Genomic DNA, 22267 nt, shown 5'->3' on the forward strand with positions numbered 1-22267 from the left:
AGCTTTATTTCGATAAAACTAGAAATTAATTTTAACTTATTGAATTCATACAAAAACAGCGCCATAAGGCGCTGTTTCGTTTGGAAGGAGTCGTGAGACTATGCGTTGGCTTCCTCGAGCGAGGGTTGTTTTTTCTTGAGTAGACGGCTGGTAATGGTACCCGCTGTCATGGCGCCTGATACGTTTAGTGCCGTACGTGCCATATCAATCAGTGGCTCGATTGAAATCAATAGAGCAGCAATCGTAACTGGAAGCCCCATAGCAGGTAGTACGATGAGCGCAGCAAAGGTTGCGCCGCCGCCAACGCCTGCAATACCAAATGAACTGATGGTAATGATAGCAATCAACGAAAGAATGAAGTTAAAGTCCATTGGATCGATACCAACCGAAGGCGCGACCATGACTGCTAGCATAGCAGGGTAGATGCCTGCACAGCCATTTTGGCCGATTGTGGCACCAAATGAAGCTGAAAGGTTTGCAATCGCTGGTGGCACATTGAGTTTTGTCACCTGAGCTTCCACGTTCAAAGGAATCGTTGCCGCTGAGCTTCGAGATGAGAATGCGAAAGTCAGTACAGGCCAGATTTTTTGGAAGTACTCTTTCGGGCTCACACCAACAAGTGAAACCAGTAGGCCGTGAACAACAAACATTAAGAAGATAGCTAGGTAAGATGCAACGATGAAACCTAGAAGGTTAAGAATATCGCCAGCGCTTGATGTTGCTACTACTTTTGCCATCAGAGCCGCGATGCCGTATGGCGTTAGTGCCATGATCATCTTAACCAGACGCATAACGATAGACTGAGTTGCTTCAACAAAGGTGCGAATTGGTGATTCTAGCTCTTCTTTTTCGGCCATCACTTTACGTGCTGCGATGCCGGTGAGAACACCGAAGATAACAACGGCGATAATAGACGTTGAGCGTGAACCCGTCAGATCAGCAAAAGGATTCGTTGGAATGAAGCTAACCAGCATTTGTGGGATGGTTAGATCACTCACGCTACCAACACGGTTTTCAAGAACAGCGATACGAGCCGTTTCACGCGCGCCTTCAGTCAGTCCTTCGGCACTTAAACCAAAGGCTTGGGTGACAACAATGCCAATGAGTGCAGAGATAGCGGTTGTCGCCAGAAGAATGGAGATTGTCAGACCACTGATTTTGCCTAGTGAGCCGCCTTTTTCAAGCTTCACTACTGCTGCAATCATAGAGACTAGTACAAGTGGCATGATGATCATCTTCAGAAGACCAACATAGCCGCGACCGACAACATTGACCCACTCTAGAGTACCGCCAATAGCTGCATGACCTTCACCAAGCAGAAGCTGTAGGCCAAGACCAAATGCGCTACCCAAAACCAATCCGAAAAGAACTAAGCGAGAGAGTGTGTGGCTTTTTTGCTGCTGTCCGTATAAGAAATAAAGAATGCCTAAAAATACCGCGAGCGACGCGATAACCGCAATTGACATATAAAGAGTCCTTTTTTTTTCAACTGACGAAGTCCCCACATAAGGTGTGGGAAATGGAAGTGTGGATGGCTAAAGTAACGCTTGCAGTGCACAGATGACAATAAGTAAAAGTTATTACTTAGAGGTGTAAGTTATATAGAGCGAGATTGTTAGAAATATTTTGCGAGTCAGTTGGCGTATTCGCTCAGTAGATCGCGCATGTTTGCTGAGTTGTATGCGACGGATTTGGCATTGTTAGGCTGTAATACACTGTATAGCATGGCTTTTGCAACAAGCTCTGCAGGGATTGGAGTGAAGGCGCGCAGTGAGCCGATCATAATAGGGGAGATCAGCGTGAAGAGTTTTTGCACCAATACTTCGTCGCTGCGAGTGTCGATTTCACGCCCTGCCAGTGGGCCTGGCCTGACAAAGACGACATGCTCAAAGCCCATTTGATTGATGCGCTGTTCCACTTTGCCTTTGCATTTTAAGTAGTGAGACAGGGAGCGAGGTGAAGCGCCTAAACTCGACACGATAGCGATACGTTTAACGCCAACCATCTTCATGGTTTGAGCAACGTCGCAGACCAAGTCGAGGTCGATCTTTTCCAATGCGGCTTTACTGCCAGCTTTTTTTAAGGTGGTACCCAGACAGATAAAGCCAAGGGTTGGGGTAGGATGGGTATCATCCCAATCGGTGATCCTAAGCGCGCCGTCCATGATTTGGTGTGTTTTATGATGAGTACTTTCAAGCGGGGCGCGGCACAGTGCGTAAACAGTATCGATATGCGACGTTTCCTCAAGTAAGGAAAGCAATTTACTACCAACCAGTCCTGAGCTTCCGGCAATAATCGCGTTGTAGCTGTGCTGCATAAAAAAGTCCCACTCATCAAGATGTAGTGGGACTATAGTCAAAATCTGGCTAACGTGTTGTGATTACATAGACATATAGCTGAAACTAATCGATTTCCGCCGCCGTTAAATCCTGTTTTCTTAACTTCTCTCGAAGCGTTTCCATTGCCACTTTCTGAATTTGTCGCACTCGTTCGCGTGTCACGCCAACAATACTGCCCACTTCTTCTAGTGTTTTAGGCTCATCATCAAGAAGGCCGAAACGGTGGTATAGAATGGTCTTATGTTTATCTGGCAGACCATCAACTAGGCTAACCAATTCTTTGTTTAAGTTCTGTGTGACAATGTCACGTTCTGGTAGTTCAAAAACGTCATCGTCATCGATAGTCTGCAAGTGATCTTTTTTGTCACCATCATCATCCCAACCATTGTCGAGAGATAGAGATTGTTCTGACAGCTTAAGTAATTTACTTACCTCGCCTGCAGAGCGGCCGGTTTTCTCCGCGATTTCTGCAAAGGTAGGTTCATGTTTGCCTTCTCTTCGAAGTTGATGGGCAGCCTTGCTGCATTCACGAATTTGTTTGGTTACATGAACGGGAACGCGGATAGTGCGCCCTTGGTTCATAATAGCGCGGTCTATAGATTGTTGGATCCACCAAACAGCGTAGGTTGAAAAGCGGTAGCCAAGTTCAGGGTCAAATTTATCGACAGCCTGAATGAGGCCAATGTTGCCTTCGTTAATGAGGTCATAAAAGTCGAGTCCTCGATTGGCGTAGCGTTTTGCAGTTTTGATGACCAGGCGTAAATTGGCGTTAATCAAACGCTGCCTTGCTTCATCATCGCCCGTACGAGCCTTACGTGCTATGAGCCTTTCTTCTTCGGCGGTGAGCAGATTGTGGTTTGATACCTGTTTAAAGTAGCTAGTACCAATATTGGCAGTGTCGTCCTTGTGTGTGGAGCTTCGTTGAGCACGGTTTCCTTCAGGTTTCAAATTAACCCCTTACCAACTGCGTCATTGGTTTATTATTAGTCTTATAATTGATGTGAATACATGCTCACGTCAAGACTATAAATTACTATAACTACGTAACAATGAACAGCGTACGCCTATCAAGTAATTGCACATGTTTGTAACATTTTGGCGCATCCTAGGGTGAGTATTTGGCTACTTATAGAAAATAAGAATCGTTCTTATAATGGTTGTATTTTTGACTGATAAAAACGTTGATTTGTATCATATTGAAATAACAGCTTATTCGGCTATTTATAAATATGATAATTGCGTTTGAGAGCGATAGAAGAAGATCATTGATGCCATTGTAAACTTAGGTTTCTCAAATTAGTTTACGGGTGCTTGGCTTATGGTACTTTAGGGGAGGCTACTATATATTTGATACGCATCAGAGTAATCCACTGATTTACCTGATTTAATCCGGATATTAGGTCATGGCAATGTTATGGATAGTGGTTTTGACTGTAATTAAAAGTATTGTTTGTTTGTGTGATTTTAAGTCAAAAAATCAATGTAACAAATAGCCTGTTACTTAGCATCTTTACAAATACTTTACAGTGAGGGTGTGATTTATAAATTTATTGCAAAATCGAAAGTACGAGTCTTCTATCATTTTTAGACAATAGTGAGTGCTATTAACACATTTCATTAAACTTTAGTCTAAGCTAGCGTTAAGAATAATTAATAATTGTTTGGACACAACAGGATGAATACAGAACTCAAACAAAAGATCGAAGAGTTATTGTTGCTCGCTAAGTCTCAAGGCGTTTCAATTATTGGCCTTGTTGATTCCCCAGAAAGCAATGATTGTCGTATTTTTAAGTCACTAGAGTTGGACTGCAAAGCGGGCACTCGTAATTTAGATAGCTTATTGATGGGGCAGCACTGCAAAATGGATAAGGAGTGCTGTAAAACGTGTAATCTGGCAAAGCCTCGAGTCTCTGATGACGGTTTGGCGATCTTGTTTTCAGAGTTACGCGAAGAGGAAGCGGTTTAGTTTTAGATTTAGTGTTTTATGTGAGTAAGCTACTAACCCAAACGTCTAGCAATCTAGCCTTGCTATCGATTCTCGATAATCGCCGCTGTTGGTCGCTTACTCTTTAACCTCGTTATTTAATCCACTCCTGTCTCTCTGCTATTGATTTCTTTTCATGCACTTACAGATATAACTTCATTTGGTTTGAAAGCCCGACACGCGTACACTAGCAAAAAACCATTAAGGTTCAGGCGAGAGCAAAACTTGCTTGAGACAAACCGGCTTGAGACAGATATAGCGAAATGGACACAATGCTAAGCAATCAATTTGACCCTCAGATTCAAAATCATATCGATCAAAAAACTAAACCTCTTGGTGCTCTTGGTGAGTTAGAGAACGTCGCCGCGCAGCTCGCCAAAATTCAAAGTCACTCTTCTGGTCAGTTTGTAAATAAAATAGCCCTGTCCAACCCTAAGGTGGTGGTGTTCGCAGGCGATCACGGTATCGCAGAGCAGGGCGTTAGTATTGCGCCAAGTGCGGTAACGCAGCAGATGGTCACAAACTTTCTTGCCGGTGGTGCAGCGATCAATTGTTTTTGTCGAGTGAACAATATTGATTTTCAAGTGGTCGACTGTGGCATGCTAGCGGCTACTGATACGCCGTCTTCTCAATTGATACTAAGTCGTCTTGGCTGTGGAACCGAGGACTTTTCTACTCAGCCTTCAATGAGTCCATCTCAACTCGCGCAAGGTTTAGAGGGTGGAAGAACGGTGGTGAGTCAGTGCGTGGCGGATGGAGCTGATCTGTTGATTTTTGGTGAGATGGGGATAGGCAATACAAGTTCGGCATCAGCACTGCTTTCTGCGTTGACCGATCTTTCGGTGGCTGAAAGTGTAGGTCTTGGTACCGGTATCAATCCAGAGCAACTGGTGAGAAAGACGGCTTTGGTTGAACAAGCGTTATCTCGCTTTGATGAACGAGATGTGATGACGGTTCTAGCGCAGTTAGGTGGGTTTGAAATTGTTCACATGGTTGGCGCGTTTTTGCAAGCGAGCAAGCAGCAGGTTCCGGTACTTGTCGATGGCTTTATTGTATCAGTTGCCGCGTTAGCCGCGTGCAAGCTTGAACCAGCAGTACGCGAGTATCTGATTTTCTCTCATGTCTCAAATGAAGGTGCGCATCGTTTTGTTTTGGATGAGCTTAACGCTTCTCCGCTACTTGATTTGTCCATGCGTCTTGGTGAGGGTACGGGAGCAGCCTTGGCGCTACCTCTCATTCGTTGCGCGGTTGAGTTTTACAATGAAATGGTGAGCTTTGAGAGTGCAGGGGTAACAGTGTGAGTGAGCGAGCATCGTTTTGGCGCTACCAGTGGCAACTGTTCTGTTTGGCACTGAGTTTTTTCTCAAGGCTGCCGATACCAGCCAACATCCCATATTCTAATGAAAGAATGAATAGAGCAGGGCGCTATTTTGCTTTGGTTGGCGTGTTATTGGGTGCCTTATGCGGTGGGTTTTTCACGGTTGTTAGCGAGCTCTTGCCAGCCAGTATCGCGATAGTCCTTACCATGGTGTTTAGCCTGCTGCTCACAGGTGCGTTTCACGAAGATGGGCTCGCAGACATGGCAGACGGTATTGGCGGAGGGATGACGCAAGAGCGCCGCCTCGAGATCATGAAAGACAGTCGCCTTGGCACTTACGGCGTGTCGACCCTAGTCATGGCTCTGCTTTTGAAATATGCCACTTTGGTAGAGCTTTTCACACAAGCTAACCTATTTGCCGTTTTCGTTATCGGTTACGCGTTTAGTCGCGCCGTTGCCGCTTCACTTATTTCCGCGATGCCTTATGTGTCCGATCCGAAAGGGAGTAAGAGTAAACCCCTTGCCAATACACAGACTCCAGGTGAACTTGTATTTTTGGCACTGTGTGGCGTGTTACCTGCCTTGATGTACGACATGACGTTGGCAGCAATTCTAATTGCTTTTGCCTTGGTATTTCGATTGGTATTTACGAAATGGCTTCTGGCACGTTTAGGTGGTTTTACCGGTGACTGCTTAGGTGCAGCTCAACAGTTGGTTGAGCTAATGACCTACGTACTCATGTTATTGGTTTTGATGGTGTAGTGAGATAGCGATGACGGTGGAGTTAGTGTTGGGCGGCGCCCGTTCTGGTAAGTCGCGCTTTGCTGAGCAAAGAGTCTTTTCGTTATGTGAGTCGGGTGGTCGTAGTCAGTGTGGCATGACCAAACATTATCTAGCAACCTCTGAGCCGCTGGATGAGGAAATGCAGCAACGTATCGCTCATCATCAGCAGCAGCGCGGTGACGGGTGGACAGAGTGGGAAGTTCCTCTAGATCTATCAGCGACACTAATGGCGTTGTCTAGTCGTGATGTAGTTTTAGTTGAATGCTTAACCTTGTGGCTCAACAATGTCATCTATTATGCACAGCAGAACGGGGGTGATGTAGAGCGAGAGATTGAGCGCGCTATTGCATCGTTAGTCGAAAGCCTAGAACGTTGTGAAGCCTACATTATTTTGGTATCCAATGAAGTTGGCCTTGGCGTGGTGCCGTTAGGCGAAGTTTCGCGTTTGTTTGTCGACAATGCCGGAAGAATGAATCAGCGCGTCGCTGCTATTGCGCAGCAAGTGACTCTGGTGGCGGCAGGATTGCCCTTGGTGTTAAAGGGGGCTGCTCAATGAAAGTGAACGTGTTTTTACTGCGTCACGCAAAAGTTGATGGTGCCGCTGCCCTTTATGGCCATACCGATGTTGGTGTGAAGGCTGAGCAAAATAACCAAGCGCTACAAGCTTTATTGAGTGAATCACTTAACGTAAGTCGAGTCATTAGCTCACCACTGTCGCGGTGCATGAACCTTGCAAAACCATTCAGCGAACAATCTGGCATCGAACTTAGCATCGAACCCGCATTCGCTGAAATGGACTTTGGTGATTACGATGGCGTGCCTTTTGATCGTATGTCAAAAAAGGAGTGGCAAACGTTAGAGCCGTTCTGGTCAACACCCGCAACATGCCAGTTACCCAATGCAGAAACGCTTGATGATTTTCACCTTCGAGTGAGTAAGGCTTGGCAGCAGCTAATTCAAACCAATCAACACACCCTTCTTGTCTGTCACGGCGGGGTTATTCGCCAAATTCTAGCCGATGTGCTCGGCCTTGATTGGCGCAACCCTAAGCTTTACGCGGCGCTTGCGATTGGCAATGCGACCGTGACACATCTGCAGTTTGACTCTCGCTACCCGATGATGATCAATGTTAAGGTGATTGGGCAGCCTATCGCTTCTTTTACGTTGATGGGTTGAATCTGAAACCACCTTATCCAATACCACACGATCTTCCTAACTGATTGAAAATTATTAAGCATTGAAACTTGATGATGCTGTCTCCATATTAGTTCGTATTGTACTGCTATATGCACAATCACATAACGATCTACTAGGGAAAGCTTATGAAAAACGCGGTTTGGGATTTATCGATTGCCTATCAAGGATTGAATGACCCCAAGGTTGAACAAGACATTGAGCTGATTCAACGCTCGATTTCATTACTGACTCATCATCAAGAAGAACGTCAGCACGTGGTTGCGATGCAAAACGCTATTCAGACCATGGAAGCGGCGAGCACCTTGCTCAATACGGTAAGCACTCTGGCAAACTGCCATGCCTCGACCAATGCCCAAAACACGCAAGCTAAACAGTTGATTGGTCGTTTGTCTCAATTGAGCTCGGAGTTGGAGCAAGCATTCAGCCCTTATGAAAATGTTCTGGCGTTTGCAGACGTATCCTTTATTCGGCAAGTCCTCGATCATGATAACCCTTCTGTAGCGGGGCAAGGTTTTCAAATCGAACTTCTACAGCGCAAGGCACAGACTCAACTCAGCATTGCTGAAGAGCAGTTGCTGTCGGCAATGCAGGTTGATGGCCGCGACGCGTGGGGACGCCTCTATGACAACATTACTGGCTCACTTAGCATCGCTATTGAAACGGAGCAGGGCAAAGAAACGTTAGGCTTCTCAGCGGCAGCAAGCCTTTTGTATGGTGGCGAGTTTGCAAAACAAGAAGCGGCTTGGAAAGGGATTCAAGCGGCAATGAAGGCCAACGACACTTCTTTTGCAGCCATCGTGAATGCGCTTGCTGGCTGGCGTCATAATGAGGGAAAAAAGCGCTCTCAGAATAGCGAAGAGCACTTTCTCGACCCAAGCCTCAGAGCGAATCGCATTCAACGTGAGACCTTAGAAGCAATGATGTCGGTGGCAAAAAGCCATCGTGTTATCGGTCAAAAAGCGGGTAAGTTGATGGCGAAAGTCCATGGCTTGCCAAGTATGACGCCGTGGAACCACCTTGCTGCTATGCCGCCATTAGGCAACGGCGAAGCCAAAGTCTACGAGTTTCCAGAAGGCATTGAAGTGATAAAATGTGCCTTTGAGCAAGTGAATCCAGAGATGGCTGAGTTTGTACAAACTATGGTCGATAACGGTTGGATAGATGCTCAGCCATCAGAAAACCGTCGCCTTGGCGCTTACTGCACGCAGTTGGCCGCCACTCGTACACCTCTTGTGTTCATGACTTGGGGTGGCAGCCGCTCTGATCTGCTGACGCTTGCTCACGAACTAGGCCATGCATTCCACAATTGGGTGATGCGAGACCTGCCGCTATGTCGCACTAGCTATCCAATGACCCTGGCGGAAACCGCCTCTATCTTTGCTGAAAATATCGTGCGCGATTATTTGCTGGAGCAAGCAAAAACCAGTGAAGAAAAGCTGGAAATGTTGTGGGAAGAGTTGTCGTCTGCTTATGCACTTACCATTAATATTCCGGTTCGTTTTGAGTTTGAAAAAGCGTTCTATCAAGCGCGTCAGGAGAGTGAGGTCGATGCGGATCAGCTATGCGAGCTGATGTCGACAACATGGTCAGAGTGGTACGGTGATTCGATGGAGGGCACAGACCCTTACTTCTGGGCGAGTAAACTGCACTTTAGTATTTCTGAACTGAGCTTCTACAACTACCCGTACTTGTTTGGCTACTTGTTTAGTCAGGGGGTGTATGCGCAGCGTGAGCAAAAAGGAGAGTCTTTCTATCCTGATTACGTGGCGCTACTTCGAGATACTGGTTCGCATCTTGCGGAAGATGTGGTGTTTAAACACATGAACAAAGATCTCACGCAATCGGAGTTTTGGGAACAAAGTATGCAAAGCTTATCGATGAAAGTTGATGAGTTTGAGGCACTTCTCAACGAGGTTGGTTGATAGCACTGCTTAGCCCTCACCAGTATTAAGGTTTTACTGCTGGTGGGGGCAAACTGGCTTTAGGTGGCCTGTTTTTTGAACAGTTTGGAGTTTTTCTCCCCAAGTAACGCGACTTACTTCGATAAACGCGATCATATTCGTATAATTTTCTCTCTTGTTTCATTACCATACCGCTGTTAGATAGGGAGCAGCGCATGACGAAATCGTTTTTTCGCCAGTCATTTCTAAAAGATACTTTAGAAACCGAAACTGAATTCACCGCAATATCAAAAACTACCGACGACGGAGTAAAGTTCGATCACCGCTATCGTGGTGTATTGGAAATCACACCTTGTGAGCTTGACGAGGACAGTGAGCACATCATCATCTCTTGTGGGATCCACGGTGATGAGACTGCGCCAATGGAGTTAGTCGATAAGATCGTTGACGATATTGAATCGGGTTTTTTAAAGCTCAAGGCGCGTTGTTTGTTTATCATCGCACACCCAGAAGCCACCAACCGTCACACGCGTTTTATCGATGAGAATCTGAACCGCCTTTTCGGTAATAAAGAGGGCACTGTGAACCGCGAAGTCGCGATAGCAAAGCACCTTAAAAAACTTGTGAACGACTTCTATCAAGACACGGCCGTTGCGCGTCGTTGGCACCTTGACCTGCATTGCGCTATCCGAGAGTCTAAGCACTATTCTTTTGTGGTGAGTCCTAAGACGCGCCATGCTGTGCGCAGTAAAGCCTTGTTTGACTATGTGTCCAGCGCTCATATGGACGCTGTGCTGCTGTCTAACGCTCCGTCTAGTACCTTCAGTTGGTTCTCAGCCGAGAACTACGGTGCACAGGCGCTGACAATGGAGTTAGGTCGCGTGGCTCGCATTGGCGAGAACGATCTGACCAAATTGCTGGCATTTGATTTAGCGACTAGAGACTTGCTGGCTGCTGAGAAGCCTGAACACTTGGCCAAGACGCCGATCATCTATCGCGTTTCTCGCACCGTTGTTCGTCACCATGACGACTTCGACTTCTTGTTTGACGATGATGTCGAGAACTTCACGGAGTTTAAGCATGGGGAAGTATTCGGTCATGATGGAGATAAGCCGTTGATGGCGAAAAACGATCACGAAGCGATTGTATTCCCAAATCGCAAAGTGGTGATAGGGCAAAGAGCGGCTCTAATGGTGGTTAAAGTGGCAACTCGCTATGAGGATGACCAACTGGTCTACGATTAATAGAAAATCAGTGGCGTTCTTGAGCGCGGCTGTTATGCTTCCCTAATGGAATTCAATCAGTTACTGAATCAAAACCAAAGACGCTGGCACATCCTAATGATAGTGATGTCAGGCGTCTTATTTACTTGTGCGCTACTTCATCTCTCTGTTGGCGAAGTATTTATCAATCCTTTTTCTCCGCAATCGGCGCTAGAGTCTCGTCTTCTTTACGATCTGCGTATGCCTAGGCTATTTGCCGCTGCCGCGATAGGCGCTGCGCTGGCACTCTCTGGTGCTTCGCTTCAAGTTCTATTGGGTAATGTGTTGGCCGAACCGGGTGTGCTCGGTATTTCCGGTGGTGCCAGTTTGGGCATGGTGCTGGTGTTGTTTGCTTTCCCGGCTGCTGCGACGCCGTTAGGATTTATGCTCGCCGGCGTTCTTGGAGCGCTTGGTTTTACGCTTATTCTTGTCTCGATGGCAAAAACTATGCGGCTGACCACGACTCGCTTACTGTTAGTCGGGGTGGCATTAGGTATTTTGTCCGGTGCTGTGGTGACGTGGGCATTTTACTTTAGCGATGATTTAAGCATTCGCCAGCTCATGTATTGGCTCATGGGTAGTGTTGGTGGCGTGAGTTGGTATCAGCACACACTCACCATTGCTATGATTCCTGTGGCTATTTGGCTGTGCAGCAAAGGCGCAACGCTCGATAAGCTAATGGTGGGGGAAATCCACGCTAAGCAACTCGGTATCGATGTACTTCGCATTCGTTGGCAGCTAATACTCGCCGTCTCTCTGTTGGTGGGTGGCTCTGTGGCTCTTGGCGGTGTTATCAGCTTTGTTGGTTTGGTCGTGCCACACCTTTTGCGCTTGGCGTTTGGTACTGAGAATCGATACTTGCTGCCGTTGTCAGCGCTGACCGGAGCAGCCTTGTTGGTGATATCTGATATCTTGGCGAGAACGGTGCTAGACTCCGCAGAGCTGCCTGTTGGCGTCATGACGACGACTATCGGTGCTCCTGTGTTTATTTGGATGCTTCTTAGAAACCATGATTCAAGTTCATAACCTCGCCATTGGTACTCGACTTTTGCCCGCTAGCCTTTCATTTCCAGAAGGGCAGCTTACCCATGTCATCGGTCCAAATGGTAGTGGCAAGAGTACCTTGCTCGCTGCACTAGCTGGTGTGCTTGATTACAACGGTCAGGTGGAGATTGCTGGCATGGACTTGGCCGAGATGTCACTCCCTGATATGGCGACAATACGCGCGTATTTGCCACAGGCTGCGCGGCCTGCCTTTAACATGCCGGTGTATCAGTATCTCTCGTTATCCATTCCCAATGATCAGAATGGCTCCAGAGGAAAGATTAGTGAAGCAACCCTGAACCAGGCAATCTCTGATATCACCGCTCTTTTGAAGCTCGATACCATGCTGTCGAGAACGGTGCATCATTTGTCGGGTGGTGAGTGGCAGCGAGTCAGACTCGCTGCATGTTGCTTGCAGATCTGGCGCCCATTGAACCCTCATTCTAAAGTCTTGATTCTTGATGAGCCAGCGGCGCCACTGGACGTTGGGCAAGAGAAATATCTCAATCAGTTAATTGAGCTAGTGACGTCTCAAGGGCTTTCAGTCGTGGTGGCAAACCATGATTTAAATACCACGCTAAGACGTGCGGATCATGTGGTAATGCTCAACAATGGTGTCGTTGAAGCCGTCGGGACGGGCGATGAAGTATTGACGCCGGAGAATATTGAATCCGTGTATCAAACCTCGGTCAGCAAGATAGAAGTGAACGGCAAGCCGTTATTGATCTTCAATGAATGAAGCTAAAATTTAGGTGATTGGAAAATCTATACGATGAAAAACGGCCTCTGATGAGGCCGTTTCTTTAAAAGGTTTTATACAAGCGGTGATAAGTCCGCAGGGCGGTAGTAGACCGACTTTAACACTTTACCTCTACGGATAGTCTTCGCTTCTGAAACGAAGTCTTCTGCGCATTTAGCGATAATGTATTCGCCTTTAGTGACGGCCATCAGCTTGATGCCTTGCTCAGCGTAGTGTGCTTCTGTTTCTTGGTACTCTTTTTCGTTGCGGCATACTTTGCTCATGTTGCTTGAGTGAATTTCATCCCAGCATTTGATGAAGTCGATGTCGCGGTTTGCTGCAACGTGCAGAAGCAGTTCAATTAGGTAGCTGATCGCAACGTTGTCTTCTACTTTGCTGTCGCCAAGATGAACCAAACGACCCATCAAGACATACACTGAATCGATGATTGCGTCCGCTTGTTCAACTTTCGAGTCCGCTTCTGCAAGCTCTGTCATTTCTTCGATTGCGAGTGAGTTATGTAGCGTGTCTGCTGCATCATCTAGTGAGCTAGCATCATTGACGGGAAGATCAAACGTAGTACGGAACTCGGTAATATCGCGGTATAGGTGATCAAAGATCGGTTGGGTAAGTTTGGTTAGTTTCATCGATTTTGCTGATTGATAATTGGTAACGAGATCCTATCAGAGCAGAGGTTTATGCGCTACACCGATGGTCATTTTCTTGAGACTCGAATATCGAACACCGGTCAGTCTTTTACTCTGATATTGTTTTTAGGCACGAATAAAGGTAGGATTCTTAAACTATTCAAGTGGTTGACTGAATTGTTAATATCGCCAATACGTCTATTTGGGTGATGACCTAATCGTTTGTGTCATCATGCCAACAGTTTCAAAGAGTACACGTACTTTTTGGAAAACGTCGTTTCGGATTAGGGTCCCGAGTCGTCGTATTTAAAGGCCACCTTTCGAGGTGGCCTTTTAACAGTTTTCTTGGAACTAGTTTTCTTGGAACTGTTGATAAAACGTATCAAACTGTCCCCACATCTCAAGCAACTGTCCAACGTAACGAGTATCGATAAATTTGCTGTCGATATGATTGCTGCCTTCCATAATCACTAAGTAATGCAGAGTGACTTCTGAAGCACTGGGTATCTTGTCCCAGATATCGACAGCGCGTGTTGCAGAGGGTGCTTGATAACTGGCCAGCTCGACACCAGTTTTGCCAACGTTAGTAAAAATTGTGAGTGCTAGACTCATTGGTCACCCGTATTGTGCGGTGTTTATTATTCAACAAGACTATCAATCAAGGGGTGATTGTGGAAGTAAAGGAATGTAAGAATTCCATCAATTCCCCCACTTAAGCCGATTTACTCGTCGCGTAGGGGATTGTCGAGAATGACTGCCAAAAGCTGGGAAAATAGAGAGTGAGTAGTTTGCTCTGTGGGTGTTTACTCAGGACTCGCTTGCTTCGCGACCGTTTGCGAAACGATAACTTGCTGTTCAGCCGCTTGACTGTGGTCGTATTGATCGATGACATCATAAATAACGACATAGCCGACCAAAAGGCAAAGCGGGATAAATTTGATCCAAGGTTTCATGGTGATGCTCTCAATAGGTTAATATCGATACCTTAGCAGCGACAGGCGCTATTGAGTATCTACATTATCGCAACCTAATATTGAGCCGATCTATTGCGAATAACCCGCTATGCAGTCGATGTTTTAAGAGAAAAGATAGGGGAACAGGCGTTTTCTCTCGTGCTCGTCAAGTTCACTGACCCTCGCAATGTTGTTGTCTGGAATCGCTTCTGGATCAGGGTAGTGCTTAAGAACACGCTCCATGCTCTCTTCACGGATGAGGTGAAAGATTGGGTATGGAGAGCGATTGGTTAGATTTTCTGGGTCTTCAGGCTCGACTCCACCAAAGCAATAGTTTGGGTGGAAGGTAGCAACCTGATAAATACCTTCCCAGTCATTTTGCTTAATGAGGGCTTCGACCCAGTCGATGAAGAAGTTGTAGTCAACAAAGTCATGCAGCATCTTAGGGACGACCACTAGTGTGGTTTCAAGATCTTTCGCATCGGTTTGTTCAAGCAGCATAAGCTCACTGAGAATATCTTCTAGCAGGCCTTCTTCTTTGTCAGCAAGGCTAACAAAAGTCTTAATCTGCTTATTGCGCTCAGGCTTGGCTGCGAATGGACATAGGTTTAAACCAATGACCACGTCCTTTAGCCATTGCTGAACTTGTTGTTCAATCTTTACTACTTCTTCACGTAACGACATAACATTTACCATATTTAATACAACGGCAATTATATGCTGCTATGGCGGCGATAGCGAACGTAATCTCGTTGCCTAGCCCTAATTGATTGACTAAGACCGATGGTCAATAGGCTTAACGGCAACTATGCTGCGCTGGTCGATGTGATACAGTTTGTAGCAAAGTCCAAATAGCGCCGCATAGAGTAATGCGCCACCTTCGACGACACCCGGCCATCGACCCACCTGCCAACAATAGAGTAAGAAAAACCCGCCTAAACTACCGCCAATGTAGTAGTGCACCAGATAGAGGGCAGTGGCGGTCGCTTTTGCTTGTGTCGCCTTTTGACTTACCCATGCATAGGCCAACGTATGTGTGAAGAATGCGCCGCCACTGATGAGTAGAAGGCCTAGCAGCATCATAGGGATGGATTCAAATAAGGCGACCAGCATACCCAGTAGGCTCAACAAGGTTCCAAATACCATTCCTGGAATCGGTGGAAACTTTTTGCGCCAGTTTGCGCTGAGTTTTGATGACACCGTCCCCGCTAAATAGCATAGGAAAATGAGTGAGCTAAGCGCAATGGGTAGGTTGTGCGGAGCCTCGACCAAGCGAAATCCCATCACCGAGTAGAGGTTGACGAACAGCGCAAAGTTAATGCCGCCAATGAGCATCGCCACCCAAATCGTTGGGTTTGAGATGTGGATAACTAAACTGCGATTGTGATGGTAGAACAGCCCCCGAGCGGGTTTAAAGTGCTGCTGTTTAGGTAGCATCGCGATGACCACCAAAGTAGAAATCAGTGTGAAAGTGGCGATAACAAACACCGCCGTTTTCCAGTCAAAATAGTCGGTCAACACTCCGCCTGCGACGCGCCCAGCAATACCACCTAGTGAATTTGCAGCAATATATCCGCCAATTGCTTTAGTGAACGCATCGGGTGACAGTTCTTCTACCATGTAGGCAACGGCGACAGAGGCAAAGGCCGCTAGCCCAACGCCCATCGCAGCTCTCAATAAGACAATCGTGGTTAAGCTATCGGTTAACATCATCGCATAACCGATGGCAGGCAGCGACATTAGGCCACCAATCATTACGGCACGGCGACCAACACTTTCTGAGGTGATTGCCCAAGGAACCAAGCATAGGGATAGTGCGAGAGTCGAGGCAGCAAATACCCAGTTGATTTCCGTTTCAGACACCTCAAAGTGACTACTTAACTGAGGCAAGATTGGTTGAAACACATAAAGATTGCAAAACACCAAAAACGAGCCCAATGCGAGAGCGAGGGTAATACGTCGATATTGAGGAGAGTGCAATTCAATCACGGTAAAGCCTTACTGCAAAAATGGTTAACTATGTGATCAAACTAGCATTGCTATTTTGATTAATGAAATATATTAAAAATATGGTTTGAATATATTTTATTAATGATGGACGTTAAGCAGCTCACTCACTTTCTTGCAGTGGTCGACCACCAAAATTTTACCCGAGCCGCGCAAGCCGTAATGATCGCTCAGCCCGCGTTGAGTATTTCTATCCGTAAATTCGAGCAGCAGCTTGGCATCCAACTATTCACTCGAATCGACAAACAAGTACGTCTCACTCAAGAAGGTCGAGCACTTGAGCCTCACGCTCGTAAGGTGTTGCAGCAGATAGAGGATGCCAAGCTTGCCGTAGACGAAATGAAAGGCCTGCTAAAAGGAGAGGTTCGATTAGGGACGCCAAGCATGATGGGGTCGTACTTTTTCCCTGAAATCGTAATGGCGTTTAAAAGTGCTTATCCCCACCTTAAAATGACGGTGGTTGAGGCGGGAACCCAAGACATTCGTCGGATGCTGCTAAGTGGTGAAATCGATCTCGGTGTCATCAGAAACAAAGACGTTCCGGATGATCTCGAAGTGGATCAGATTTTTCGCTCTGAAATGGTGGCTGTCGTTAGTCAGCATCATCATTTTGCTAGCCGAACTTCATTAGATTTTGATGAGTTTTTTGATGAAGAGCTGGTGATGTTCAAACCGGGTTACTTTCATCGAGACTTTATCGATGAAGAGCGCAAACGCAGACAGATTGAGGCCGAGTTTTCATTCGAAACCAATTTGTTGCCAATGATCCTCTCTATTGTGAAACATGAATACGCGATCACTGCGCTACTTGAACTGGTGACGGAACACGAGCCAGAAGTGAAAGGCATTTCATTTGAACCGCCAGTGTTTGTCGATTTGGCATTGGCTTGGCGTAAAGATGGTTATTTATCTCGGGCTGATAGAAGCTTTATCGACTTTACTAAAAAGCAGATGCAGTACAGAGCTGACTAGGCTCTAACCGGCTCAGTGCCGCCTCAATCGGTGTTACATGATAATAAGTACTGTCATTGTGTTTACTACTGCTGGTAACCAAGCCAATCAAGGTGTTTGTCGCACCAATGAGGCTGATAACAGGCGTACCTGCGATGAGTTCGCTCATTTCGTCGCAATTGCTCAAGGTGAGCTGTTTGTTTTCATTGGAATCAAGTAGACACGTTTCCACCGACAGAGCATCGCGAGCCCTGTCCCAAACGGCCAGTTGAACAGGCTCCGACTGCCAGCCTTGCTTAGGCATCACCAGCAGTGAATGCAATTGCTGGTGGCAGCCTAGATCGGTGTTGACCTCTAAAATTGCCCAATCTTGCTCAGTCGTGACTTGTGCCAACTTGTGATGATCGGTGGTGACAGACACCACATGTGCATAGGTATAGCGTTCATCTTGGGAAAATAGCGGTGTAAGACGAAGGTGTCTTAAAGGGTAGAGTGTGGCGTCTGATTTTGATACCAAGCAGTGCGCAGGGGTTACAAGAGTCTTATTGCCGATTTGAATCGCTAAGCAGTTTAACGACGGATCGTTGGCCTCATTGAACTGCAACATGTAAAGCCGTTGATTGGCGATTCGAGCTTCATCAAGGGGGAGGGTGGCGCTTGTGAAGGTGCTTGTTAGGGCTATCGATATTACGCCTAAAAGACGCGTCAGAAACCGCGTTGGAAAAGAATGGTACATCCAATGCCCCTTGTGATTAGCGAGTTGCTTTGCGAGATAGGGGCAGTATAGGAAATCGTGAGTTAATTGCTGCTATACATTTTCTCAAAATTGTTTGGGTTCCAGCCAATCATATAGCGGTCACCAATCTTCAATACAGGCAATGAACGGGCACCAATGGCGTCGAGCTCTTTACGGCCGCGCTGCATTTTTGCGTTGGTAAGACGATATTTATAGCCTTTGCTGTCTAGGTAGCGTTGAGCATCTTTGCAATGCGGGCATTTGTCTTTAACGTAGAGGACAAGTCGTTTCATATTGATCGCGCTGTAATGAAAAAGTGGCCGTATGGTACGTAGTTCGACTAAGAACCTCAAGCCACTTTCGATTTTAATCGCTTGGTTAACCTTGTTTCGCCAAGCTGGCTAATCTGTGTTGTTTAACCGCTTGTAGTGTTTGCGGAACCAAAGACATCATGATCATGCCAATCATCAATGCGTACTGGGTTTGCGTAAATGACTCACCTAGTAGCACCATGCCACAGACAATACCCGCGATAGGGTTGGCGATACCACCAAAGGTAAAGTCGACCACACTCATGCGTTGTAGCAACCAAACGTACATACCGTAGCTTAATGCGGTATTTAGACCCACGACCCAAAGCAGTCCCATTAGGTTCTGAGTCGAAAAATTGTCGATAACCGATACATAGATTTGCGGTTCAAGCGCTGCTTGGACACCGGATGCGAGACCGAGTACTGCGCCCCCTAAGATCAACTGCCAAGTTAGAATCGTCCACCAATGGATACGACTACCGAGCGTTTTAGTCATGCCGCTGCCGACAACAATACACATAATGGCGGCGAGCATGGCACCAAGGCCAATTGGATTAAGAGAAATCGAGCCCGGTGAGAACAGGAAGAAGGCAAACAGTACCAACGCGAATCCACTTAACGTTTGTAACCAGCTTGGGCGTTTGCGGTTCACTAACCATTGATACAACATGGCAAATACGGGTACAGACACCATGCCAACACCGGATATGGTCGAAGGTAACGTTTGTGCCATTACAAAGATAAGGCCGAAGAAGGTGGCGATGTTTACCGTACCGAGAATGAACAAGGTTCGCCATTCACCTTTCTTTGGTAATGACGGTTTAACGAGTAGCAATAGCAAACCTGCTGGCAGTGCGCGAAGAGCACCCAGCAAAATTGGCGGCCAGTCAGGAAGGGTAAACTTCGTGACCGCGTAGGTTGTGCCCCAGAAAAAGGCGGGAATCATTGCTAGAAGTATGTTCATGTAATTTATCTTTACGTTAAGATATCTGCCGCCACTTTAACCATCTTTGAGCTGTCTGTAAAGTATCTTTATGTTAAACTAGTTTTATTGAGCCTTGTATTCTTATAACTAAACAGCGAGAACATATTGGAATGGACGCGATAGATCGAGTGGTCGAACAGTGGGCAAAACAAAAGCCAGAGCTGGATACAGATCCGATGGCAATGATGGGACGACTGATGCGCATTGCCAAATATATGGAAACCAAAGTCGCAGATTTGCACAAGAAGTACGACCTAAAGCTGGGGGAATTTGACGTGTTGGCGACGCTTCGACGTAGCGGTAAGCCTTATCGATTAACGCCTTCTGAGCTCATTGATACTATGATGCTCACATCCGGTGCGATGACGAACCGCCTCGATAAGCTCGAGAATAAAGGGTTAATTTCCAGAGAGCACAGCAAAGAAGATCGCCGCAGTGTCACCGTACAATTAACCCAAGACGGCCTTGTACTGATTGATAAGTTAATTGAAGAACATGCCGATGTGCAAAAGAGTCTAGTAAAGTCCATGACAGCGGCGCAGAAGAAACAAGCCAATCAACTGCTTAAGGTATGGCTGAGCCAATACGAGTAGCATCAGTGAATGTGAATAGAAAAAGAGGTCTAGGAAAATAGACCTCTTTTTTTGTCTTTATGTAAATTGGCGTTATGCAGCTAGCTCGTCACTAAACAAGTTTGCTGCAGCGATACCGATTAATGCACAGCGCTCATCGGTATCGGACAAATCGCCACTCACACCAATTGCGCCAATTACATGCTTGTCCTTGTCTCGAATCAGCAGACCACCGGGCACAGGGACCATGTTGCCATCTGCCAAAACGTTCACTGCAGAGATAAACGCCGGTCTAACATCGGCATCTTGTGCCAACTTTCTAGACGAACAACCGAGAGCGAGTGCCCCCCAAGCTTTAGCTATGGCGATATCTGGCCTCATCATACTGGAGCCGTCTTGGCGCTGCAGAGAGATGAGCTTGCCGCCGCTATCCAGTACTGCCGCAGTTAATGGTGCGCATTCATGGCTTTTTCCTGCATTGAAGGTCGCGTCAATAATCGTCAGTGCTTGGTTAAGAGTTAAACTTCCCATGTTGTTTCCTCGTCGTCTAGTCGCTTGCGCTTTTCCCGATTGATAGTGAGCTCCCTCAAAACAAGTTAGCCCACTATCGACGCTTAGAGCAGGGAATAGCTAGGTAGGGTCAGGAAGCTAGCGAACTGTTTAGATGTCGACAGCTCGTAGAAAAGGTCAGCGGTTTCGTTAAAGCGCCCGGCATAATAACGCGTATCGCCCACTTCCTGTTGAATGGTATTGAGCTCTTGGTAGAGCCATGTATGAAAGAGCTCTGCGGTAAAAGGTTGGCCATCATCAAGAGTGATCCCGTGATGAATCCATTGCCAAATATTGGCTCGGGAGATCTCTGCCGTTGCCGCATCTTCCATCAGACCGTAGATAGGGACGCAGCCTTGGCCTTGGATCCACGCTTCAATGTAATAGAGCGCGATGCGAATGTTCTTGCGAACACCGGCTTCGTCACGAGTTCCTTCGCATGGCTCAAGGAGTGTTTCTGGAGTTATCTCAGTATCAGGACTCACGAAGTCGAGCTGATTAATTTTGCCTTTTAGATGCTCATCAAATGTCGACATGGCTAAGTTGACCAGAGCGGGGTGTGCAACCCAAGTGCCGTCATGGCCGTTTTGAGATTCACGCTGTTTGTCTTCAATCACTTTTGCAGTGACGCGAGCCATTTCTTGTGGCTCTTTCGCGGGAATAAAGGCCGACATGCCACCCATCGCAAGGGCGCCTCGAGCGTGACAAGTTCTCACTAACAATTGGCTATAGGCATTAAGAAAGGCTTGATCCATACCTATGCCGTGGCGATCTGGCAGAATACGGTCTTGATGATTCTTAAGGGTTTTGATGTAGCTAAAAATGTAGTCCCAGCGGCCGCAGTTCATAGCAACAATGTGGTCTTTCATTGCGTACAAAATCTCGTCCATTTGGAATACCGCAGGGAGCGTTTCAATCAGCACTGTGGCTCTGATGGTGCCAGTAGGAACACCAAAATAGGCCTCAGTAAATGCGAAGACATCATCCCACCATTTGGCTTCTTCCATGCTTTCTAGTTTGGGAATGTAGTAGTACACACCAAGCCCTTTGTCGGCGCGTGATTGATGGTTGTGGAAGAAATACAGTGCAAAATCCATCAAGCAACCGGCGATCGGTTTGCCATCAAACACTATCGATTTTTCCGGTAAATGTAGGCCTCTTGGGCGTGCGATAAGAAGAGCAGGATCGCTACTTAGCTTGTAGTCCTTGTCTTTATTCTCATCGTAATGACTGATGGTACCCAGGTTGGCATCTCTAAGGTTGATTTGGCCTTCAATCATATTCGCCCAAGTCGGTGCAGAGGCGTCTTCAAAACAGCACATAAATGCTTTGGCGCCGGAGTTGAGTGCATTAATGACCATTTTTCGATCGACCGGCCCGGTTATCTCCACGCGGCGATCCAGCAATGGCTCAGGAATTGGGTTCACGCGCCAGCTTTTGTCGTTGCGAATCGACTCAGTATCGCTGCGAAATCCAGGCAGCTCTCCCTTATCGTACGCAGCTTGCTTAATGTCTCTTTGCGCGAGTAGTTGATCTCTACGATCACCAAAGTGCTCTACAAGTGTAGAGAGAAACGCGACGGCTTCTTCACTGAGTATTGCTTGGTAATCACGATTGTTCATCGCGCCTGTTACATTCAACCGATTTGCAGCGGTAGTGTTCATTCCTTCGATTACAGCCATTGCCTGTCTCCTTTACACAATATTATTATTTTTTGTATACAAAGATGTATCTTACTTCTACTTATATGAGAAAAGTTACAAATGATCAAAGACTATTTTTCATTAATTTAACGAGTGGGTTTTTTGAAAGTATTTTTACGTTAAGATAATTTATGTAAAGTATTTATATTCAGTAGATACGGGGTAAGTAACCACTTAGTGCATGAGCTCCATGTGAAAATATTGTGAATTTAAGACTTGCGAATGCTCGGAATTGGTTCATAGTACACAAAGTGATCGAAAATTGTACACAATCTAATGGAGGGGT

At 46.5% G+C, this 22267-nt stretch carries 24 protein-coding genes; 11 read left to right on the forward strand and 13 right to left on the reverse strand.

What is annotated here, in order from left to right:
- Positions 1–98: 98 nt before the first annotated feature.
- The 3 genes from L4C42_RS03870 to L4C42_RS03880 all read right to left on the reverse strand — a co-directional run bounded on the left by L4C42_RS03870 (position 99) and on the right by L4C42_RS03880 (position 3287).
- Positions 99–1466 (reverse strand): L-cystine transporter, encoded by a 1368-nt coding sequence (locus L4C42_RS03870; protein WP_353496372.1) that lies wholly within the window; start codon positions 1464–1466, stop codon positions 99–101.
- A 167-nt stretch (positions 1467–1633) separates the two neighbouring features.
- On the reverse strand, positions 1634–2317 hold the full coding sequence (locus tag L4C42_RS03875; protein ID WP_353496371.1) for a Rossmann-fold NAD(P)-binding domain-containing protein: 684 nt from the start codon (positions 2315–2317) through the stop codon (positions 1634–1636).
- Between the two features lie 85 nt (positions 2318–2402).
- The gene (locus L4C42_RS03880) at positions 2403–3287 is read right to left on the reverse strand and encodes a sigma-70 family RNA polymerase sigma factor (RefSeq protein WP_429759391.1); all 885 of its coding nucleotides are present in this window, start codon (positions 3285–3287) and stop codon (positions 2403–2405) included.
- 727 nt (positions 3288–4014) lie between these two features.
- On the opposite strand from L4C42_RS03880, the gene L4C42_RS03885 reads away from it, so the two are divergent.
- The 9 genes from L4C42_RS03885 to btuD all read left to right on the forward strand — a co-directional run bounded on the left by L4C42_RS03885 (position 4015) and on the right by btuD (position 12567).
- Positions 4015–4305 (forward strand): hypothetical protein, encoded by a 291-nt coding sequence (locus tag L4C42_RS03885; protein WP_353496369.1) that lies wholly within the window; start codon positions 4015–4017, stop codon positions 4303–4305.
- 290 nt (positions 4306–4595) lie between these two features.
- Positions 4596–5624, forward strand: coding sequence for a nicotinate-nucleotide--dimethylbenzimidazole phosphoribosyltransferase (gene cobT, locus L4C42_RS03890; RefSeq protein WP_418642274.1), 1029 nt, complete (start codon positions 4596–4598; stop codon positions 5622–5624).
- On the forward strand, positions 5621–6403 hold the full coding sequence (locus tag L4C42_RS03895) for an adenosylcobinamide-GDP ribazoletransferase (protein ID WP_353496368.1): 783 nt from the start codon (positions 5621–5623) through the stop codon (positions 6401–6403). The genes cobT and L4C42_RS03895 overlap by 4 nt, the downstream gene beginning before the upstream one ends.
- Positions 6404–6413: 10 nt before the next feature.
- Positions 6414–6980 carry a bifunctional adenosylcobinamide kinase/adenosylcobinamide-phosphate guanylyltransferase gene (cobU, locus tag L4C42_RS03900; RefSeq protein WP_353496367.1) on the forward strand — a complete coding sequence of 189 codons (567 nt, stop codon included), beginning with the start codon at positions 6414–6416 and terminating at the stop codon, positions 6978–6980.
- On the forward strand, positions 6977–7600 hold the full coding sequence (locus tag L4C42_RS03905) for a histidine phosphatase family protein (RefSeq protein ID WP_353496366.1): 624 nt from the start codon (positions 6977–6979) through the stop codon (positions 7598–7600). Before cobU ends, L4C42_RS03905 begins: the two co-directional genes overlap by 4 nt.
- Before the next feature lie 146 nt (positions 7601–7746).
- On the forward strand, positions 7747–9543 hold the full coding sequence (locus L4C42_RS03910) for a M3 family oligoendopeptidase (protein WP_353496365.1): 1797 nt from the start codon (positions 7747–7749) through the stop codon (positions 9541–9543).
- A 194-nt stretch (positions 9544–9737) separates the two neighbouring features.
- Entirely contained in the window at positions 9738–10766 is a 1029-nt protein-coding gene (locus tag L4C42_RS03915) for a succinylglutamate desuccinylase (protein WP_353496364.1), read from the forward strand.
- 45 nt (positions 10767–10811) lie between these two features.
- Positions 10812–11810, forward strand: a complete 999-nt coding sequence (gene btuC, locus L4C42_RS03920) for a vitamin B12 ABC transporter permease BtuC (protein WP_353496363.1) — start codon at positions 10812–10814, stop codon at positions 11808–11810.
- Complete coding sequence (gene btuD / locus L4C42_RS03925) at positions 11794–12567, forward strand: vitamin B12 ABC transporter ATP-binding protein BtuD (protein ID WP_418642154.1); 774 nt, start codon at positions 11794–11796, stop codon at positions 12565–12567. The genes btuC and btuD overlap by 17 nt, the downstream gene beginning before the upstream one ends.
- 74 nt (positions 12568–12641) lie before the next feature.
- On the opposite strand, the gene L4C42_RS03930 is transcribed toward btuD, so the two are convergent.
- From L4C42_RS03930 to L4C42_RS03950, 5 genes are all read right to left on the reverse strand, one after another.
- Positions 12642–13214, reverse strand: coding sequence for a nucleoside triphosphate pyrophosphohydrolase family protein (locus L4C42_RS03930; RefSeq protein WP_429759396.1), 573 nt, complete (start codon positions 13212–13214; stop codon positions 12642–12644).
- Positions 13215–13565: 351 nt separating this feature from the next.
- A complete protein-coding gene (locus tag L4C42_RS03935; RefSeq protein ID WP_353496361.1) occupies positions 13566–13826 on the reverse strand; it encodes a hypothetical protein in 261 nt (86 codons plus the stop codon).
- A gap of 191 nt (positions 13827–14017) precedes the next feature.
- Positions 14018–14167 (reverse strand): hypothetical protein, encoded by a 150-nt coding sequence (locus L4C42_RS03940; RefSeq protein WP_353496360.1) that lies wholly within the window; start codon positions 14165–14167, stop codon positions 14018–14020.
- A 123-nt stretch (positions 14168–14290) separates the two neighbouring features.
- Entirely contained in the window at positions 14291–14851 is a 561-nt protein-coding gene (locus L4C42_RS03945; RefSeq protein WP_353496359.1) for a DUF1415 domain-containing protein, read from the reverse strand.
- A 90-nt stretch (positions 14852–14941) separates the two neighbouring features.
- Positions 14942–16156 carry an MFS transporter gene (locus tag L4C42_RS03950; RefSeq protein WP_429759399.1) on the reverse strand — a complete coding sequence of 405 codons (1215 nt, stop codon included), beginning with the start codon at positions 16154–16156 and terminating at the stop codon, positions 14942–14944.
- A gap of 105 nt (positions 16157–16261) precedes the next feature.
- Between L4C42_RS03950 and L4C42_RS03955 the strand changes: the two genes are divergently transcribed.
- On the forward strand, positions 16262–17146 hold the full coding sequence (locus tag L4C42_RS03955; protein WP_353498700.1) for a LysR family transcriptional regulator: 885 nt from the start codon (positions 16262–16264) through the stop codon (positions 17144–17146).
- Here L4C42_RS03955 and L4C42_RS03960 read toward each other — a convergent pair.
- The 3 genes from L4C42_RS03960 to L4C42_RS03970 all read right to left on the reverse strand — a co-directional run bounded on the left by L4C42_RS03960 (position 17115) and on the right by L4C42_RS03970 (position 19136).
- The gene (locus tag L4C42_RS03960) at positions 17115–17861 is read right to left on the reverse strand and encodes a hypothetical protein (protein ID WP_429759401.1); all 747 of its coding nucleotides are present in this window, start codon (positions 17859–17861) and stop codon (positions 17115–17117) included. The two genes, L4C42_RS03955 and L4C42_RS03960, sit on opposite strands and share 32 nt — an antisense overlap.
- A 62-nt stretch (positions 17862–17923) precedes the next feature.
- Complete coding sequence (locus tag L4C42_RS03965) at positions 17924–18154, reverse strand: glutaredoxin family protein (RefSeq protein ID WP_353496356.1); 231 nt, start codon at positions 18152–18154, stop codon at positions 17924–17926.
- A gap of 85 nt (positions 18155–18239) precedes the next feature.
- Positions 18240–19136 (reverse strand): DMT family transporter, encoded by an 897-nt coding sequence (locus L4C42_RS03970; RefSeq protein ID WP_353496355.1) that lies wholly within the window; start codon positions 19134–19136, stop codon positions 18240–18242.
- Positions 19137–19267: 131 nt separating this feature from the next.
- Here L4C42_RS03970 and L4C42_RS03975 point away from each other — a divergent pair, with 131 nt between their 5' ends.
- Positions 19268–19750 carry a MarR family winged helix-turn-helix transcriptional regulator gene (locus tag L4C42_RS03975; protein ID WP_042499692.1) on the forward strand — a complete coding sequence of 161 codons (483 nt, stop codon included), beginning with the start codon at positions 19268–19270 and terminating at the stop codon, positions 19748–19750.
- Positions 19751–19822: 72 nt separating this feature from the next.
- Here the strand turns inward: L4C42_RS03975 and L4C42_RS03980 are convergent, their stop codons facing one another.
- Both L4C42_RS03980 and aceB read right to left on the reverse strand, forming a co-directional pair.
- Positions 19823–20260, reverse strand: coding sequence for a GlcG/HbpS family heme-binding protein (locus tag L4C42_RS03980; RefSeq protein WP_353496354.1), 438 nt, complete (start codon positions 20258–20260; stop codon positions 19823–19825).
- Between the two features lie 83 nt (positions 20261–20343).
- Positions 20344–21942 carry a malate synthase A gene (gene aceB / locus L4C42_RS03985; protein ID WP_429759576.1) on the reverse strand — a complete coding sequence of 533 codons (1599 nt, stop codon included), beginning with the start codon at positions 21940–21942 and terminating at the stop codon, positions 20344–20346.
- Positions 21943–22267: the final 325 nt, after the last annotated feature.

It is taken from the genome of Vibrio wakamikoensis (assembly GCF_050337275.1).
GTDB lineage: Bacteria > Pseudomonadota > Gammaproteobacteria > Enterobacterales > Vibrionaceae > Vibrio > Vibrio chaetopteri.